10 protein-coding genes are annotated in these 17,941 nt (G+C 70.3%); 7 read left to right on the plus strand and 3 right to left on the minus strand.

The genetic code is table 11. The annotated features are described in order from the left end of the window. Nucleotides 1-48: 48 nt before the first annotated feature. From xdhC to D7X30_RS14455, 6 genes are all read left to right on the plus strand, one after another. Entirely contained in the window at nt 49-942 is an 894-nt protein-coding gene (gene xdhC, locus D7X30_RS14430) for a xanthine dehydrogenase accessory protein XdhC (RefSeq protein WP_233591553.1), read from the plus strand. Next, nucleotides 939-4,772, plus strand: a complete 3,834-nt coding sequence (gene xdhB / locus D7X30_RS14435) for a xanthine dehydrogenase molybdopterin binding subunit (protein ID WP_120563493.1) — start codon at nt 939-941, stop codon at nt 4,770-4,772. Before xdhC ends, xdhB begins: the two co-directional genes overlap by 4 nt. Before the next feature lie 84 nt (nt 4,773-4,856). Beyond that, a complete protein-coding gene (locus tag D7X30_RS14440) occupies nt 4,857-5,714 on the plus strand; it encodes an MbnP family copper-binding protein (RefSeq protein ID WP_120563494.1) in 858 nt (285 codons plus the stop codon). Between the two features lie 17 nt (nt 5,715-5,731). Further along, complete coding sequence (locus D7X30_RS14445; RefSeq protein ID WP_120563495.1) at nt 5,732-6,880, plus strand: methanobactin export MATE transporter MbnM; 1,149 nt, start codon at nt 5,732-5,734, stop codon at nt 6,878-6,880. Between the two features lie 43 nt (nt 6,881-6,923). Then, nucleotides 6,924-8,927: a hypothetical protein gene (locus D7X30_RS14450; protein WP_370051384.1), complete on the plus strand. Its 2,004-nt coding sequence runs from the start codon at nt 6,924-6,926 to the stop codon at nt 8,925-8,927. 23 nt (nt 8,928-8,950) lie between these two features. Further along, the gene (locus D7X30_RS14455) at nt 8,951-10,267 is read left to right on the plus strand and encodes a hypothetical protein (protein WP_233591554.1); all 1,317 of its coding nucleotides are present in this window, start codon (nt 8,951-8,953) and stop codon (nt 10,265-10,267) included. On the opposite strand, the gene D7X30_RS41640 is transcribed toward D7X30_RS14455, so the two are convergent. From D7X30_RS41640 to D7X30_RS14465, 3 genes are all read right to left on the minus strand, one after another. After that, the gene (locus D7X30_RS41640; protein ID WP_147443187.1) at nt 10,261-10,440 is read right to left on the minus strand and encodes a hypothetical protein; all 180 of its coding nucleotides are present in this window, start codon (nt 10,438-10,440) and stop codon (nt 10,261-10,263) included. The genes D7X30_RS14455 and D7X30_RS41640 overlap by 7 nt on opposite strands. 8 nt (nt 10,441-10,448) lie before the next feature. Next, nucleotides 10,449-11,168 (minus strand): DUF1775 domain-containing protein, encoded by a 720-nt coding sequence (locus tag D7X30_RS14460; protein WP_120563497.1) that lies wholly within the window; start codon nt 11,166-11,168, stop codon nt 10,449-10,451. 94 nt (nt 11,169-11,262) lie between these two features. Continuing rightward, nucleotides 11,263-11,814 carry a hypothetical protein gene (locus D7X30_RS14465; protein WP_120563498.1) on the minus strand — a complete coding sequence of 184 codons (552 nt, stop codon included), beginning with the start codon at nt 11,812-11,814 and terminating at the stop codon, nt 11,263-11,265. 740 nt (nt 11,815-12,554) lie between these two features. On the opposite strand from D7X30_RS14465, the gene D7X30_RS14470 reads away from it, so the two are divergent. Then, the gene (locus D7X30_RS14470; RefSeq protein WP_158619264.1) at nt 12,555-17,930 is read left to right on the plus strand and encodes a non-ribosomal peptide synthetase; all 5,376 of its coding nucleotides are present in this window, start codon (nt 12,555-12,557) and stop codon (nt 17,928-17,930) included. Nucleotides 17,931-17,941: the final 11 nt, after the last annotated feature.

Below are 17,941 nucleotides of genomic sequence, written 5' to 3' on the forward strand. Positions count from 1 at the left end.
TCGTCTGGCGCAAAAGGTGGTGTGCCTTCCCGGCCCGGCAACGGGGGCTTGCTTCCCCGCTCCCACGGCAGGCGTCCGGAGAAGCGCCGCTGGGACGGCAGCCGTGGCAGACTCACCGGCGGCATGTGGAACTGGGTTCACCAGCTCGCGGAGTGGGCACGAGAGGACACGCCGTTCGCCGTCGTGACGGTGACGGAGTGCAAGGGCAGCACGCCCGCGCCCCCTGGCGCGAAGCTGCTGGTGCGCGCGGACGGCACCTTCCACGGAACCATCGGCGGCGGCCACCTGGAGCAGCTCGTGCTTCAGGACGCCCGCGCGTGTCTGGCCCGGGGTGAGGCGCGCACGTTCCGCTATCCGCTGGGCGCGAAGCTGGGTCAGTGCTGTGGAGGAGTCGTGGACGTCTTCGTCGAGCCCGTCAACCACGGGCCCCAGCTGTACCTCTTCGGCGCCGGCCACGTGGGACAGGCGCTGTGCCGCATCCTGGAGGGCACCCCCTTTCGCGTGCACCTGGTGGACGAGCGCGCCGAGTGGGTCCAGTCCCCGTTGGTGCCCGCGGGCGTGGTGCGTCACGAGGAGGCGTGGGACGACTTCGCGTCGCGCGCGGTCTGGGACGAGCAGCGCACCTACGTGGCGGTGATGACGCACCGGCACGACGTGGATCAGGACATCATCGCCTTCGCCATCCAGAAGCCGGCCCGCTACATCGGGCTCATCGGCAGTGACACGAAGTGGGCCCGCTTCCGGCAGCGGCTGGATGCGAAGGGGGTGCCCGCCCGGCAGGTGGGCCGCGTCCAGTGCCCCATGGGGCTGCCCACCGGGGGAAAGTCACCGCAAGAGGTGGCCGTGAGCATCGCGGCCGGGCTGCTCCAGCTCCATCACGGGCTGGCCCAGGAAGCAGGCGCTCAGCCAGCGCCCGCGCCCCTGCTATCCTCGGGGGAATGAGCACCCCCTTCGAGTTCCGGCTCAACGGACAGACGGTCCAGGTTGACGACGCGTCGCCCAACACCACCCTGCTGGATTACCTGCGCGCGCGCGGCCTGACGGGCACGAAGCAGGGCTGCGCCGAGGGCGACTGCGGCGCCTGCACCGTGGCCATGGTGGACCGGGACGTGAGCGGCCAGAAGACGCTGCGCGCGTTCAACAGCTGCATCGCGCTGTTGCCCATGGTGGCCGGGCGCGAGCTCGTCACCGTGGAGGGCGTGGGCAGCCGCGCCGCGCCCCACCCCGTGCAGCAGGCCATGGTGAAGCACTACGGCTCGCAGTGCGGCTTCTGCACGCCGGGCTTCGTCGTCTCCATGGTGGAGGCGTACTGTCGCAAGGACGCGGGCTCGCCGGAGGCCATCGCGGATCAGCTCTGCGGCAACATCTGCCGCTGTACGGGCTACCGCCCCATCCGCGACGCGATGATGGACGCGCTCGCCACCCGCGACGCGAAGGGTGGCGGCCCCGGGCTTCCCGGCGTCTCGCTGGAGGGTGCGCCCTCCCCCACGCCGCCCCTGCGCTACGAGGCCCGCGACGGCCTGTTCCTGCGCCCCACCACGTGGGAGGACCTGCTCGCGCTGCGCGCCCTGCACCCGGAGGCGATGCTCGTGGCCGGCGCCACCGAGCTGGGCGTGGACATCACCAAGAAGTCCCGCCGCTACCCCTTCCTCATCTCGACGGAAGGCGTGGAGGCCCTGCGCGCCATCCGCCGCGAGGAGGACGGCTGGTACGTGGGCGGCGCCGCGTCGCTGGTGGACGTGGAGGACGCGCTGGGCCACGAGGTGCCGGAGCTGGCGAAGATGCTCAACGTCTTCGCCTCGCGGCAGATCCGCCACCGCGCCACGCTCGCGGGCAACCTGGTGACGGCCTCGCCCATCGGGGACACGGCGCCGGTGCTGCTCGCGCTGGACGCCCGGCTGGTGCTCGCGTCCGTGCGCGGCGAGCGGACGGTGGCGCTGTCTGACTTCTTCCTCGCCTACCGCAAGACGGCGCTCCAGCCGGACGAGGTGGTCCGCTTCGTCGTCATCCCCCACGCCCCGGCGAAGGACAGCGGGCTCACGCGTCACTCGGACAGCTTCAAGGTGTCCAAGCGCCGCGAGCTGGACATCAGCATCGTCGCGGCGGGCTTCTGCATCGAGACGGACACGCTGGGCCTCGTGCGCACCGCGCGGCTGGGCTACGGCGGCGTCGCGGCCACTCCGGCGCGGGCGAAGCAGACGGAGGCCCAGCTCGTGGGACACCCGTGGAACGCGGAGGCCGTGGCCCGCGTGCGCGCCACGCTGGAGCGCGAGTTCACGCCGCTCACGGACCTGCGCGGCAGCGCGGAGTACCGGCGCGGGCTGGTGGTGTCGCTGCTGGAGAAGTTCGCGTCCGGCGTGCGCAGCCCCGCGCTGGACGGACGGCCCCGCTTCGCCCCGGGTGCTCCTTCCGCCACCGCGGACGCGGGCCGCGAGCTGCGCCATGAGAGCGCGCTGGGCCACGTGACGGGCAGCGCGCAATACGTGGACGACCTCGCGCAGCGCCGGCCCATGCTGACGGTGTGGCCGGTGCTGTCGCCGCACGCGCACGCGCGCATCCTCCGCCGCGACGCCAGCGCCGCGCTGAAGGTGCCCGGCGTGGTGAAGGTGCTGCTCGCGGAGGACATCCCGGGCATGAACGACACGGGCCCCATCCGCCATGACGAGCCGCTGCTCGCGAAGGACGAGGTGCTCTTCCACGCGCAGGTGGTGGCGCTCGTCGTCGGCGAGACGCCCGAGGCCTGCCGCGAGGGCGCCCGTCAGGTGGTGGTGGACTACGAGCCCCTGCCCGCGGTGCTCACGCTGGCCGAGGCACTGAAGCAGGAGAGCTTCCACACCGACCCGCACGTCATCCGCCGGGGCGACGTGGACAGCGCGCTCGCCTCCAGCCCGAACCGGCTGGCCGGTGAGCTGACGATGGGCGGCCAGGAGCACTTCTACCTGGAGACGCACGCGGCCTTCGCGGAGGTGGGCGATGAAGGCGACGTCACGGTGACGTCCTCCACGCAGCACCCGTCGGAGGTGCAGGCCATCATCTCGCACGTGCTGCACGTGCCGCGCAGCCGCGTGGTGGTGAAGGCGCCGCGCATGGGCGGCGGCTTCGGCGGCAAGGAGACGCAAGGCAACGCGCCCGCGGCGCTGGTGGCGCTGGCGGCCGTGCACACGGGCCGGCCGGTGAAGTGGATGCTGGACCGCGACGTGGACATGGTCGTCACGGGCAAGCGCCATCCGTTCCACGCGGCCTGGGAGGTGGGCTTCGACGCCACGGGCCGGCTGCTCGCGCTCAAGGCGGACCTCACGTCCAACGGCGGCTGGTCCCTGGACCTGTCCGAGTCCATCACCGACCGCGCCCTCTTCCACCTGGACAACGGCTACTACGTGCCGTCGGTGCGCTACACCGGCCGCGTGGCGAAGACGCACCTGGTCTCCAATACGGCATTCCGAGGCTTCGGCGGACCGCAGGGCATGCTGGTGATGGAGGACATCCTCGCGCGCATCGCGAGCACCCTGGGCCTGGCCCCGGAGTCCGTGCGCCAGCGCAACCTCTACGACGGCGTGGGCGAGACCAACACCACGCACTACGGCCAGGAGCTGGAGGACAACCGGCTGCCGAAGCTGTGGAACGACCTGATGGAGTCTTCCGACTTCGCGAAGCGCCGCGCGGAGGTGGAGGCCTTCAACGCGTCCAGCCCCCGCATCAAGCGAGGACTGGCCATCACGCCGATGAAGTTCGGCATCTCCTTCACCGCCACCTTCCTCAACCAGGCGGGCGCGCTGGTGCACGTGTACCGCGACGGCTCCGTGCTGCTGTCGCACGGCGGCACGGAGATGGGCCAGGGACTGCACACCAAGATTCAGGGCGTGGCCATGCGCGAACTGGGCCTGCCCGCGGAGCTGGTGCGCGTGGCGCACACGGCCACGGACAAGGTGCCCAACACGTCCGCGACGGCGGCCTCCAGTGGCTCGGACCTCAACGGCGCGGCGGTGCGCGAGGCCTGCATCCAGGTGCGCGAGCGGCTGGCCCCGGTGGCCGCGCGCATGCTGGTGCAGCGGCACGGGCAGGCGGTGTCGCCGGACGCGCTGGTGTTCGAGGACGGGCGCATCGCGGCGGCGGCGCGGCCGGACCAGGGGCTGCCCTTCGGGACCGTGGTGGAGGAGGCCTACCGCGACCGCGTGGGCCTGTCCGTCACGGGCTACTACCGCACGCCGGGCATCGGCTACGACCGGACCCTGGGCCGGGGCAAGCCGTTCCTCTACTTCTCCTACGGCGCGGCGGTGAGCGAGGTGGAGGTGGACGGCGACACGGGCATGAAGCGCGTGCTGCGCTCGGACCTGCTGGAGGACGTGGGTGATTCGCTCAACCCCGGCCTGGACCGGGGTCAGGTGGAAGGCGCCTTCGTGCAGGGCATGGGGTGGCTCACCGGCGAGGAGCTGAAGTGGGACGCGAACGGGCGGCTGCTCACGCACTCCGCCAGCACCTACGCGGTGCCCGCGTTCAGCGACGCGCCCATCGACCTGCGCGTGGCCTTGATGGAGCGGGCCGAGCAGAAGGGCACCATCCACGGCAGCAAGGCCGTGGGTGAGCCGCCGCTGATGCTGGCCCTGTCCGTGCGGGAGGCGCTGCGCGACGCGGTGGCCGCCTTCGGAGCGCCGGGCGGCGACGTGGACCTGCCCTCGCCCGCCACGCACGAGGCCCTCTTCCTGTCCATCCAGCGGCGCAAGGCGAGGGGTGCGGGGCTTCCGGTTCCGGACGAAACGCGCGAGGTGGCCTGAGGCGGGCGGCGGGTGCGGCAACATGCCACGGCATGGCCGCGCGGCCGGTGCGTTAGACGGGAGCACCTTCCAAGGATGATTCCCATGCGCTCCATGCTCCGCTCCCGCCTCCTCCTTCCGCTGGCCCTCGTGGGCGCGCTCGGCTGTGGAGAGGATGAACCCGAAGTCCTGACGGTGGACCTCCCCGTCGTCGCCCGCGTGGGCACGGAGGCGTTCGCGTGCGGCAAGACGTACACGAACGTCGGGACGACGGGGACGACGTACGAGCCCATGGACTTCCGCGTGTACGTGCACGACGTGCGGCTGGTGACACGTGAAGGCCAGGAGGTGCCCGTGACGCTGACCGAGGACGGCACGTGGCAGCACTCGGGCGTGGTGCTGCTGGACTTCGCGAACAAGGACGGGCTGTGCACGCAGGGAACGGAGGGCATGAACGCGTCCATCAAGGGCACGGCGCCCCAGGGTGACTACACGGGCCTGCGCTTCACGCTGGGCATCCCGGAGGACCTGAACCACGGCGACCCGACGACGCTGGGCAAGCCGATGGAGGACACGGGCCTGCACTGGAACTGGCAGAGCGGCTTCCTCTTCACGCGCATCGAGGGCCGCACGCAGGGCCTTCCCCAGCACGTCATGCACCTGGGCAGCACGGCCTGCGCGCCGCCGCCCGAGGGCCAGACGCAGGGCACCGCCGGGTGCGCGAACAACAACCGTCCGGAGTTCCAGTTGGACGGCTTCGACGTGACGAAGAACAAGGTGGTGATGGACCTGGGCACGCTCTTCGCGGGCTCCAACCTGGACGTGAACACGCCGAGCACGGCCGCGGGCTGCATGTCGTCCCCCACCGACGCGGACTGCGGGCCTTTCTTCGAGCGCCTGGGGCTGGCCTTCGGCGGCCAGGCGGCGAACCCGACCGCGCAGACCTTCATCCGGGCCGAGTAGCAGGAAGGACGTCCGACGTGGCACGACGACAAGGACAGGCGTGGAAAGCCCTGGCGACGGTGGCGTTGCTGGCCGCGGGCTGCGCGGATCCCTCGGGGCCCACCGAGGAGCCCGCGCCCTACGACTGGAAGCTGCCTGCGGGCTTCCCCAAGCCGCGCGTGCCGGCGGACAACCCCATGTCGGAGGCGAAGGTCCAACTGGGCCGGCGCCTCTTCTACGACAAGCGCCTGTCGTTGAACGGCACGCAGTCCTGCGGCTCCTGCCACGAACAGGCCCGGGCCTTCACGGACGGGCGCGTGCACGCGGTGGGCAGCACGGGACAGGCGCACCGCCGCAACGGGCAGGGGCTGGCGAACGTGGCGTACGCGACCAGCCTCACCTGGGCCAACTCCGCGCTCACCACGCTGGAGGCCCAGGCGCTGGTGCCGCTGTTCGGGCGGGAGCCGGTGGAACTGGGCTTCGCGGATCAACAGGATGTGCTGCTGGAGCGGCTGCGCGCGGATCCGGACCTGCCGGCCCGTTTCGCGGAGGCATTCCCGAACGAGTCCACGCCGGTGTCGCTGGCCACGCTCACGCGGGCGCTGTCCGCGTTCGAGCGGTCGATCATCTCCGGCACGTCGGCGTATGACCGCTATCTGTACGGCAAGCAGGTGGACGCGCTGAGTCCCGCGGCGAAGCGGGGCTTGCAGCTGTTCCTGTCCGAGCGCCTGGAGTGCGACCACTGCCACTCCGGCTTCAACTTCCAGGACGCGACCGTGCACGAGGCGACGGCGGAGCCGGTGCTGCCGTACCACAACACGGGGCTCTACAACGAGGACGGCCAGGGCGCGTATCCCGCCGGGGACACAGGCCTCTTCGAAATCACGTTCCGTCCAGAGGACATGGGGCGCTTCAAAGCGCCGTCGCTGCGCAACGTGGCCGTCACCGGACCGTACATGCACGACGGCAGCGTGGAGACGCTCTCCGACGTGTTGGACCACTACGCGGCGGGAGGCCGGACCAGGGCGGCGAATGGCGGACAGCCGAGCCCCCTGCAGAGCGCCTTCGTGCGAGGCTTCGAGCTGACGCCCGAGGAGAAAGCGGACGTCATCGCGTTCCTGGAGTCGCTCACGGACACGGCGTTCCTGACCGACCCGCGCTTCGCGGATCCCGCCACCGTGCCGTGAGCCGGTATCGTCATCGGCTGTGATTCAGCCATGGCGATTCCTCATGCGACGGTGGGCGGTGCTGGCCTGCATGGCCCTGCTCATCGCGGGCTGTGCTTCGTCACCGCCCCATGGAGGCACCTGGGGCTACGGCACGCCAGCGGCACGGTCCTCATGGCGGCCATGGGCTGGAGGGTCCCGGAAGGCCGCGGCTGAGTCCCCGGAGGACAAGGGATGGGCATGTGGCGGCCGCCCCCTGCCGCGAGGCTGGCCCGACCTGGAGCGCGGTGAGCAGCGCCTCGCGCCCTTCCTGGCCTGTGCCTCGCCAGCGGCCTTCGTTGCCATGCAGCGGGGCGTGGACATGCCCCGGCTGGTGGAGTCCCTCGATGACTGGGACGCCGTCCGGCTGGGGGCGTTGGGGCCGTTGGATGCGAAGGCCTCCGGCGTTCTTCAGCACAAGCGTGCGGCCTTCCTGGTCACCGCGGTCGAGAAGTACGGCCTGCCACGCGCGGAGGTGTTCGCCCTCTTCATCCTGCACACCAGCTTTGATGATGAACTGCGCGAGCTGGTCCAGCACCTGGCCCGCGACAAGCAGCTCGGGGAGACCCTGGGCGGCATGCCCGCCGTGCGCGAGGAGTTGCTGCGCCGGGGCTTGAAGGTCGCGGCGTATCCGGAGCGGGAAGAGCGAGCCGGTGACGTCCTGCGGGGCCTGGGCCGCGCGGGGCGGGACGCGCTGTCCAGCACCGACGTGAGCGCGGGGGCCCGCTACGTGGAGTTCTCCGCGAAGCGTGCGCAATTGCCGCCGCCGTACCAGGAAGCGCTCGACGCCGTGGAGCGGGACCTGATGGCGGGGCACTTCTCACCGGGCAACGTGGTGCGAGGCGGCTTCGATCACCTGACGTTCGGTGTCCCGATGGGCTTCTTCCACCTGCTCGCGGGCACGGCGCAGGGAGCGTCGTCCCTGGCGAAGGGCCGGTACGAACAGGCCACGCGAGAGCTGGCGCCCGCCGCGCTCATGGTGGCGCTGTACGCGGGAGGCAAAGGCGCACGGGCCTTGAGAGGAGAACGGCCCGCCTTCGACGTGGAGGCGCTCAAGGCGGCGGTGGAGCGGCTGGAGGACCGGCTCGGAGTGAACGCCACCCGGGAGCTGCTGCGTCAGCTCCGAGCGAGCCGGGAAGGAGCACTCCTCGCCGCCGAGTGGGGAGAAGCCGGAGCGCTGGCGCTGTACGAGGCCCGAGGAAACCCGGCGAAGGCCCAGGCACTGCTGGCGGAGGCAAGCCGCGAACGCCCGGGTACCGCACAGAAGAGTACCGGCAGTGGCATGCAGTCGAAGGACTTCGCGGGGGTACCACCAGAGGTCCTGGAAGCCCGGCTCGCGCAGGTGGAGTGGGAGTCCACGGGTCCCCGCCTGTCCCGCGATGTGTCCTTCCTGAAGGAACATCCACCCGAGCGGGATGCACCGCCGGGAGCCGAAGGGCCCCCCCTCTGGACTGAGTACGTGAGGTACCGGGAGAACCGGCTCGCGGAACTGGAACAAGGCATACCCGCGAAGGGGCCCCTGCGCTGGGAGGGCTACCTGGACCTGCGCGGACAGTTCATCCGCGGGCTGCTGTTCGAACGAGACATGGTCGCCCGGCTCCGGGCGGATGCGGCCCTGCCCCGAGCGCAGCGTCGGTGGCTCAAGGATTTTGATCAGCCCCGCATCGAAACGCACGTGGGCATGACGAAATCGGACCTGCGCTTCGCTGACGTGCTGGTCATCGAAACGAAGCCACCGTCAGGCCAACCGCCGCGCATGGAGACCATCAGCTTCAAGAGCCGCGACCTGCGTCACCGCGACGGAGATGCATTGAAGTCCCAAATGAGAACGGACGCGCGTGCGGCTCTTCGGTATTACGGCGAAACCGCGAACGTCCGCAGACCAGGGCTCGAAGGACCGGCACGAATCCGCCGGGTGCGCCTCATCTACGAGGGAGACGCCCTCAAGTACTGGAACACGACCATGCTGGAGGAAATCCTGGCGGACCTCCAAGACGCGGTCCCAGGTGTGGAGATCCAAATTCAATGACCGCGCAAGAGACCGCCGGGTTCATGGCGAACGACTACCTGTACCTCTCGTTTGATGGAGCCTGCAACACCCCGGGCGTCCTCGAAATGGAACTCGCGCCGTTGCTTGAAGCACTTGAATCAGGCGCTGGCGAGTGGATGCCAGACATCGTCAAGGGCGTGCGGCGCCGAAAGTACACACGCCAGGCCGTCACCAAGGGGTTGACTGAATCACGCCAGGAAAGAACGACATCCGTGGCGCTCTACCGCACGACGAACCCCGATCTGGAAATGTCGCTCCATCTTAGGCTTCCACCACTACGCCCCAGCCTGCGACTATCTCTCACCATGAGGCTGCTCGACCTCTTCGCGCGGGAGTCGAGTTGCAAGGAACTCGTGGAGATGGTCCGAATCTGGGCCCTCCACTACCCCGTCACTCACGCAACGGCCCACAGCCTCGCGGACAAGGACCTGGCAGGCTTCCCTCTCTTCGGCCGCGACCGGGAAACGGCCTATCAGGACGGCTTCGACAAGATCTACGAAGTCTGCTGGCTCAACGTCTTCGGCGCGAAGCTCGTGGAGACCGTCGGCCGCGAGCGCATGCGCACCACGCCCGCCCACCGCGTCGAAGAGCTTCCCGACGGCTCCATCCTCCTCGTCACCTGGCCCACCGCCGCGGACTTCGCCACAGAAGCCGCCCGCGTCGCCCAGGCCCGCGCGTGGGTCCACCTCCGGCCGGACCTCGACTTCGACACGGTGATGGCCACCCTCCGCGAACGGAGTGCGACCCTCGCCCCCGTCGAACCCCGCTTCGCTCCGGACATCGCCGCGCTGCTCTCACGTCTCCCCGAATACGCATCCCTGGCCCAACGCCAGCGGCGCATCGCGGAGCTCAACGCCTACGTCCCACCAGAGCCGGACGAGTGGCTCCCGCTGAACGCAGCCCTGCCTTCAGACGTGGCCGACCCGAAAGCAGCCCTCGATCAGTACGCGTACTTCGCGGAACGCCTCGTGGCGCTGCTCCACACGCCGGTGCCCTCCGTCTTCAAGGGGTCCCCCGAATCCCTGACGGACATCGACGTCCACTTCTGGAAGGAGACCTTCCCGGACATCTTCGAGCGGCACAACATCGATGCCATCGCGGTCCCCGCTGTCGGGGCCTACCTGGGCGAAGTGCTGGTCAAACACCTGGGCGGACAATGGCTTCCACGCAAGCAATGGATGGAAGCCCAGGTCCGCGTCGGTGACCGCGTCTGGCTGCCCTTCGCCCGCGCCCACCGCTACATGCGGTCCACCCAGGCGCTGCTGGACCACTCCCTCACCCAGCTCTACCGCGTCGCGGAACGCCACGCCCGCTACTGAACCGGCGGCTTGAGGTCGTCCGGCAACCGCTCCAGCGGCGGACGCTCCAACGCTCCCGGCCGCTCCACACCGGAGGCCGTGCCCGCATCACTCTGCCCCGTGGGCGACGGCGAGGGCTTGTCCGAACAACCAGCAAGAACACCGATACACAACACGAAGAGCCAGTGGCGCATGGTCGCTCCTAGTACTTCACCCAGATGACCGTGCCCGGATGGATCTGCGTGAGCGCGGTGACGCCGGGCTCCCTCTCGATGAGCGCTTGCGTGACGGGGTTGAAGCTGTACGCCTGCGTCCCGGACCACACGATGAGCGCGTCCTTGAACACGGTCAGGTCGTGCACGTGCTCCGCAACCGTGTACTGGTTCCAGCCCGGCAACCGCGATGGCAGCAGGTAGAGCGACGGCGCCGGGTTCTCCGAAGCCCCCGTGCCCGCATCCCCGTCATGGCTGTGCTCGCCGCCCGCCGTGCTCCTCCACTCCACCACCGTCAGCGCGCCGCCCTGCGTGCTGCACGTCTGCGTCGTGGGGAAGAACAGCGGGGTGAACGGCTTCGAGGGCAGCTTCATGCGCAGCCCCAGGTGGAAGAAGTGCGTGTCCGCCGCCTTCACGCTGCCCGGAGGCCGGGTCCACGTCACCGCCGTCACGTTGCCGGAGGCGTCCTTCTCCACCTCGGCCGTGCCGAACACGGAGTCCAACGGGCGCACGTTCGTCACGCCCTCCGGAATCTGGACCCGCATCTTGTACGTGTCCGCGCCGTCACAGCCGTGGCTCACCGTGATGTCCGCTTCGAAGGTCGCCCCGGCATACGGAGGCGTGGCCCCCGCCACCGCGGCGTGCGCGAAGGCGGACGAGGACAGCAGCGAACCCGCGACGACACACAGCGGCCCCAGGGCAGACTTCATCGGGTGACTCCGGGAAGAAAGGAGCATCCCGGATAGCAGCCCCCCGGGGTGTGAACGCTGCGGTCATTTGTCGCAGCGTCCGCACCGGACATCCTCACGGCAGCGCGATGCGTCCCGGAGCGTTCTGGGTGCCCTGCTCGGTGTGGCAGCTGTTGCAGTCCCCGTTGCTCTGCGGCGTGGCCATCCTCCGCGACGTGCCATCCGGCCCCACCAGCCGCGCCCGGTACGGCATCGGGAAGGGCGGCTGGAGCGTCGTGGACATGAAGTTGCCCGCGGAGTTCGGCACCAGCGTGAGCCGCACCTGATCCTCCAGGTCCAAAATCTCCACCCTCACGTTCGACGGCTCCACCAGCCGGGCATCACACCCGTCCGCCTCGTGGAGCGCCGGGAACACCGTGCCCATGAAGAAGTACGCCACGGAGGGCGCCTGCCGCAGGTGGCAGTTCCGGCAGGCGTAGCCAGGCGCCATGGTGGCCCCGGTGCCGCTCGCCTCGGTCCAAAGGCTTCCGCTCGCGCACGTCGTCGGCTCGGGCCCCGGCTCCACGCCCGCACCCGCGTCCAGATCCAGCACCACCGCCATTCCCGGCTCCGCGGAACACCCCAGCGCTCCGCACAAGAACAGCGCCTTCCACGTCCACCGCGTCACGTCGCGACTCCATCCCGGCATGGCGCTCATGCTCCCGAGCGGCGTCTACCACGCACGCCATGTGTCCCCCCGTGCGGCAAGAACGCGCAGGGACGTGTCGGACCCACCCCGTATCCTCCTCAAACACTCAACAGACGAATCCAAGGAATCCTATTTTCACTGACAATTCAAAGACACAGACAGGTCCGGGGCAATTCCGCCGTGGCAAGACGCTCGCGGGGAGGCGGACCCATACACTCCGCGTGTTCCCGTCGCATGATCCGATGTGTCACGTTTACACGGACACCCCGCGCAGTATCCCGTGAACAAGGGAGGTCCCCGGGTTTCCGACCTTGGGGGTCATTTGAATGTCCCTCCGTTCGCGCGATGAAGTGGCTCACGGCCCAGACGCCCTCCGAATTCCGTTCTCATGAAACTCGCACCCCACCCCGCCCCTGATTCACGCACTCCCCGCCGGGCCCGGGGGCCGGAATGGCGCCAATGTGGGTGGGGGGGATTGCTCGCACGCGCGTCAGGCGATACATGCGCGAAACAACGCCCCTTCACGGCGGGTGCTGATTGCGACTGACCCTTTGAATTCCTGTCTAGCCGGGAGACAGCAGCGCCCCGGCCCCTGAATCCGCGTCTCCGTGCTCCCCGTGCACGGAACACCCCCGCCTCCCAGGAGTCGCGTCATGCCTACTGGAACCACGCCCGGTTCTTCCCCGGTCTCTGACCTTGCGTTTTCCACCCTGGTTGAATTGCTTCGCGTCCGCGCGAGCGCCCAGGGAGACCGTCGGGGCTTTACGTTCCTGCTGGACGGGGAAACGGATGAAGCGCACCTGACGTACGCGGAGCTGGATCAGAAGGCTCGCGCCATCGCGGCGGCGCTCCAGGCGCGCGGCGCCCAGGGCCAGCGGGCGCTGCTGCTGTATCCGCCCGGGCTGGACTACATCGCCGGGTTCTTCGGCTGTCTGTACGCGGGCGTGATCGCGGTCCCCATCTATCCGCCGGACCCCATGCGCCTGGCGCGCACGCTGCCGCGCCTCCTGGCCATCAGCCAGGACGCGCAGGCCACCATCGCCCTCACCACCGACTTCATCTACGGCATGGGGGAGATGCTCTTCGAGCAGGCGCCGGAGCTGCGGGAGCTGCACTGGATCGCCACGGACACGCTGGACGCGGAGGTCGCCGAAGGGTGGAAGGACCCCGGCGTGGCGACGGACACGCGGGTGTTCCTCCAGTACACGTCCGGCTCCACGTCGTCGCCCAAGGGCGTTGTGCTGACGCACGGCAACCTGCTGCACAACTCGAAGCTGATCCACTCGTGCTTCGGTCACTCCACGCAGAGCCAGGGCGTCATCTGGCTGCCGCCGTACCACGACATGGGCCTCATCGGCGGCATCCTGCAGCCCCTGTACGGCGGCTTCCCGGTGACGCTGTTCTCGCCGGTGGACTTCCTCAAGCGCCCCATGCGCTGGCTGGAGGCCATCTCCCGCTACAAGGCCACCACGAGCGGCGGGCCCAACTTCGCGTTCGACCTGTGCGTGCGCAAGTCCACGCCGGAGGAGCGCGCGAAGCTGGACCTGAGCCACTGGGACCTGGCCTTCAACGGCGCGGAACCCATCATGCCGGACACGCTCCGGCGCTTCGCGGAGGCGTTCGGTCCGCAGGGGTTCCGCTCGGAGGCCATCTATCCCTGCTACGGGCTCGCGGAGGGCACGCTCATCGCCTCCGGCGGTGACAAGCGCGAGCTGCCCGTGCAGCGCACCGTGGACGCGGGCGCGATGAAGGACAACCGCGTGGTGGCGAAGGAGGCGGCGAGCCCCGGTGCCCAGACGCTGGTGGGCTCCGGCCGCAACCTCACGGATCAGCGCCTGGTCATCGCGCATCCGGAGACGGGCGCGCCGCTGCCGGCGGGCCAGGTGGGTGAGATTCGCGTCGCCGGGCCCAGCATCGCGCAGGGCTACTGGGGCCGCGAGGAGCAGACGCGGACCACCTTCCAGCAGCCGCTGGCCGGCACGGGGGACCCGACGCCGTTCCTGCGCACGGGCGACCTGGGCTTCCTCTCGGACGGCGAGCTGTTCGTCACTGGCCGACTGAAGGACCTGATCATCATCCGCGGGCGCAACCACTACCCGCAGGACATCGAGCGCACGGTGGAGTCCGCCCACCCCGCCATCCGTCCCGGCTGCACGGCGGCGTTCTCCATCGAGCAGGACGACGAGGAGCGCCTGATCGTCGTGACGGAGGTCGACCGCCGCGCGGTGGAGCGCGACGGCGTGGACCTGGACGCGCTGGCGCAGGGCATCCGGCAGGCCGTCGCGGCCGGACACGACCTGCAGGCCCAGGGCGTGGTGCTGCTGGGTCCGGGCGCCATCCCGAAGACGTCCAGCGGCAAGATCCAGCGCTTCGCCACCCGCGCGGAGTACGTCGCGGACACGCTGGAGGCGCTGCACAAGAGCGTCCTCGCCGCCGCGCCCGCCACCGCGCCCGAGGCCGTGAAGACCGCCGCCCCGGAAGCCGCCGCCGCGCCCGCGCCCGTGGGCCCGGACACCAGCATGCTGCAGAAGATGCTGGCGGTGGTGACAGACCCCACCGCGCGCCGGGCCATGGTGGCGGTGTTCCTCCAGGAGCAGGCCGCGCAGGTGCTGCGGCTGCCCACCGCGCAGGTGGACGTGCAGAAGCCGCTGCACGCCTACGGCGTGGACTCGCTGATGGCGGTGGACTTCAAGAGCGCGGTGGACGCGGGGCTGGGCATCGACCTGCCGCTGTCGGACGTGCTCCAGGGCGTGTCGCTGTCGAAGCTGGCGGAGGTCGTGGTGACGCTGATGTCGGCGCCCCCATCCCAGCAGGCCTCGAGCGCGGTGGCCGCCTCGTCCGCCACGGGTGACGCGCCCCTGTCCGGCGGACAGCAGGCGCTGTGGTTCATGCACCAGCTCGCGCCGGAGAGCGCCGCCTACCACGTGCCCGTCGCGGTGCGCGTGCGCGCGGGGCTGGATGCCAACGCGCTGAAGGGCGCCTTCGAAGCGCTGGTGGCCCGTCACCCGGCCCTGCGCACCACGTTCGTCATGGCGGCCACCGGCCCCGTGCAGCGCGTGCACGCGGAGCTGCCGCTGGACTTCACCACCACGGACGCGAAGGGCTGGAGCGACGAGCAGGTCGCGGAGCACCTGTCCGCCGAGGCCCGCCGCCCGTTCGACCTGGAGAAGGGTCCGCTCTTGCGCGTGCGGCTGGTGTCGCGGTCCGCGGAGGACCACGCGCTGCTCATCTCGATGCACCACATCGTCACCGACTTCTGGTCGCTGGCGGTGATGGCGGAGGAGCTGGACGCGCTCTACCCGGCGCTCAAGCTGGGCAAGCGGCCCACGCTGGCGCAGCCCGCGCGCACCTACGCGGACTACGCGCGCTGGCAGGCGGAGATGCTCACCGGCGCTCGCGGCCAGGCGCTGGAGAAGTACTGGCGCGAGCAGCTGTCCGGCACGCTGCCGGTGCTGGACCTGCCCACGGACCACCCGCGTCCCCCGGCGCAGACCTTCAACGGCCGCGTCCACACCACCCGGCTGGACGCGAACGTCGCGAGCGCGGTGAAGACGCTGGCGCGCGAGCACGGCGCCACGCCGAACATGGTGCTCCAGACGGCGTTCCAGGTGCTGCTGCACCGCTACACCGGCCAGCAGGACTTCACGCTGGGCGTGGTGAGCGCGGGCCGCGGACGCGCGGAGCTGGCGGGCATCACGGGCTACTTCGTCAACCCGCTGGTGGTGCGCACGCGGCCGTCCCCCACGCTGTCCTTCACGGACTACCTGGCCCAGACGCGCCAGACGATGCTGGGCGCGCTGGAGCACCAGGACTACCCGTTCAGCGCGCTGGTGGACCGGCTCCAGCCGGTGCGTGACCAGAGCCGCTCGCCGCTGTTCCAGGTGATGTTCGTCTACCAGCGCGCCTCCAAGCTGGACGAGCGCGGCCTCACGCCCTTCGCCCTGGACATCCCGGGCGCGAAGTCCACCGTGGCGGGTCTGCCGATTGAATCGCTGCTGCTGTCGCACGGCGGCGCGCAGTTCGACCTCACGCTCACCATGGGCGAGGCGGACGGCGAGCTGGTGGCCTCCTTCGAGTACAACACCGACCTCTTCGAGGCCGGCACCATCGAGCGCATGGCCGGGCACCTGGCCACGCTCCTGTCCGGCATCGCCGCCCAGCCGGGCCGCGCGCTCGCGGGGCTGCCGCTGCTCACGCAGGCTGAACAGCAGCTGCTGCTGGAGACCTGGAAGGGTCCGCGCGTGCCGCTCACGCAGGCGGACATGCTCCCTGCCCTCTTCGCGGCGCAGGTGGCTCGCACGCCGGACAACGTCGCGGTCCTCTTCAAGGACGCGCAGCTCACCTACCGTGAGCTGGATGCTCGCGCGGGGCAGCTCGCCGCGTGGCTGCGCGGCGCGGGCGTGAAGCCGGGCGACATCGTCGGCGTCTGCCTGGAGCGCTCGGTGGAGACGCTGGTGTCCGTGCTGGCCGTGATGGCCGCGGGCGCGGCGTACGTGCCCATCGACCCGGCCTACCCGTCCGAGCGCGTGGCCTTCATCCTCGGCGATACGCAGGCGCCGGTGCTGATCACGCAGTCGTGGCTCCAGCGCACGCTGCCCTCCGGCACGTCCGCGCGCACGCTGTTCGTGGACCAGCCGCTGGACGGCGCGCTGTCCTCCGCTCCCGCCGCGACGGTGGCGGCCGGAGACCTGGCGTGCCTCGTCTACACCTCCGGATCCACCGGCCAGCCCAAGGGCGTGATGCTGGAGCACGGGGGCCTTGCGAACCTGGTGCGCTCGTTCGTGGAGTCCTACGCGCCTGGCGCGACGGACCGGATGCTGCCGCTCACGTCGGTGGCCTCCGCCAGCTTCGTGGGCGAAATCCTCCCGCTCCTGTGCACGGGCGGCGCGCTGGTGCTGCCCACCGAGGATGAGATCCTCGACCAGGAGAAGCTGTTCCAGCTGATCACGCGCCACACCGTCACCATCGTGAGCACGGTGCCCGCGGTCATCGCCGGGCTCAACGCGCGCCTGGAGCAGCTGCCGCCGCTCAAGCTGGTGCTCTCCGGCGGCGAGGCGCTGGTGGCCAGCGACGTAGAGAAGCTGCTCGCCACGGTGCCGGTGGTGAACGGCTACGGCCTCACGGAGACCACCGTGTGCTCCACCTACCACCGCATGGAGGTGGAGGACCTGCAGGGCCACGCGTGGGTGCCCATCGGCCGGCCCGTCATCAACACGGACGTGTACGTGCTGGACGCGGAGCGCAACCTGCTGCCCGTCGGCGTCGCTGGCGAGCTGTACGTCGGCGGCCTGGGCGTGGCGCGCGGGTACTGGAAGCGGCCGGAGCTGACCACGGAGCGCTTCGTCACGGATCCGTTCCATTCCGGCGAGCGCCTGTACCGCACGGGCGACCGCGCGCGCTGGCTGCCGGACGGCGTGCTCACGTTCCTGTCCCGCGCGGATGATCAGGTGAAGATCCGCGGCTTCCGCATCGAGCTGGGTGAGGTGGAGGCCGCCGTGCGCCGCCACCCGGCCGTGAAGGACGCGTTCCTGATGGCGCGCGAGGACTCGCCCGGCGACAAGCGCCTGGTGGCCTACGTGGTGCTGGGCGAGCCCGCGCCCACGCACTCGGACCTGAACACCTTCCTCGCGGAAGGACTGCCCCCGTACATGCTGCCGTCCGCGTACGTGCCGCTGTCCGCGCTGCCCCTGTCGCCTAACGGCAAGGTGGACGCGAAGGCGCTGCCCGCGCCGGAAGGGGCGCGCCTTGCGTCCGGCGTCGCCTACGCCCAGCCGCAGAGCGCGGTGGAGCGCAGCGTGGCGGCCATCTGGGCGTCGGTGCTGAAGGTGGAGCGCGTCGGCCTCAACGACAACTTCTTCGAGCTGGGTGGCAACTCGCTGCTCATCGCGCAGGCCCACCGGCGGCTGAAGGAGGAGCTGGGCGCGGACCTCGCGCTAGTGGACATGTTCAAGTTCACCACGGTGAGCGCGCTGGCCCAGCACCTGGCGAACAAGGGCGAGGACTCGGGCGCGGCCTCCCAGAAGATCAAGGACGAGGCGGAGCGCCGCCGGGCCGCCCAGGCGCGGCGTCAGCAGGCGCGCGGCCGTGGCAAGTAACCCAAGACTTT

This window comes from Corallococcus sp. AB011P (assembly GCF_003611605.1).
Taxonomy (GTDB): domain Bacteria; phylum Myxococcota; class Myxococcia; order Myxococcales; family Myxococcaceae; genus Corallococcus; species Corallococcus coralloides.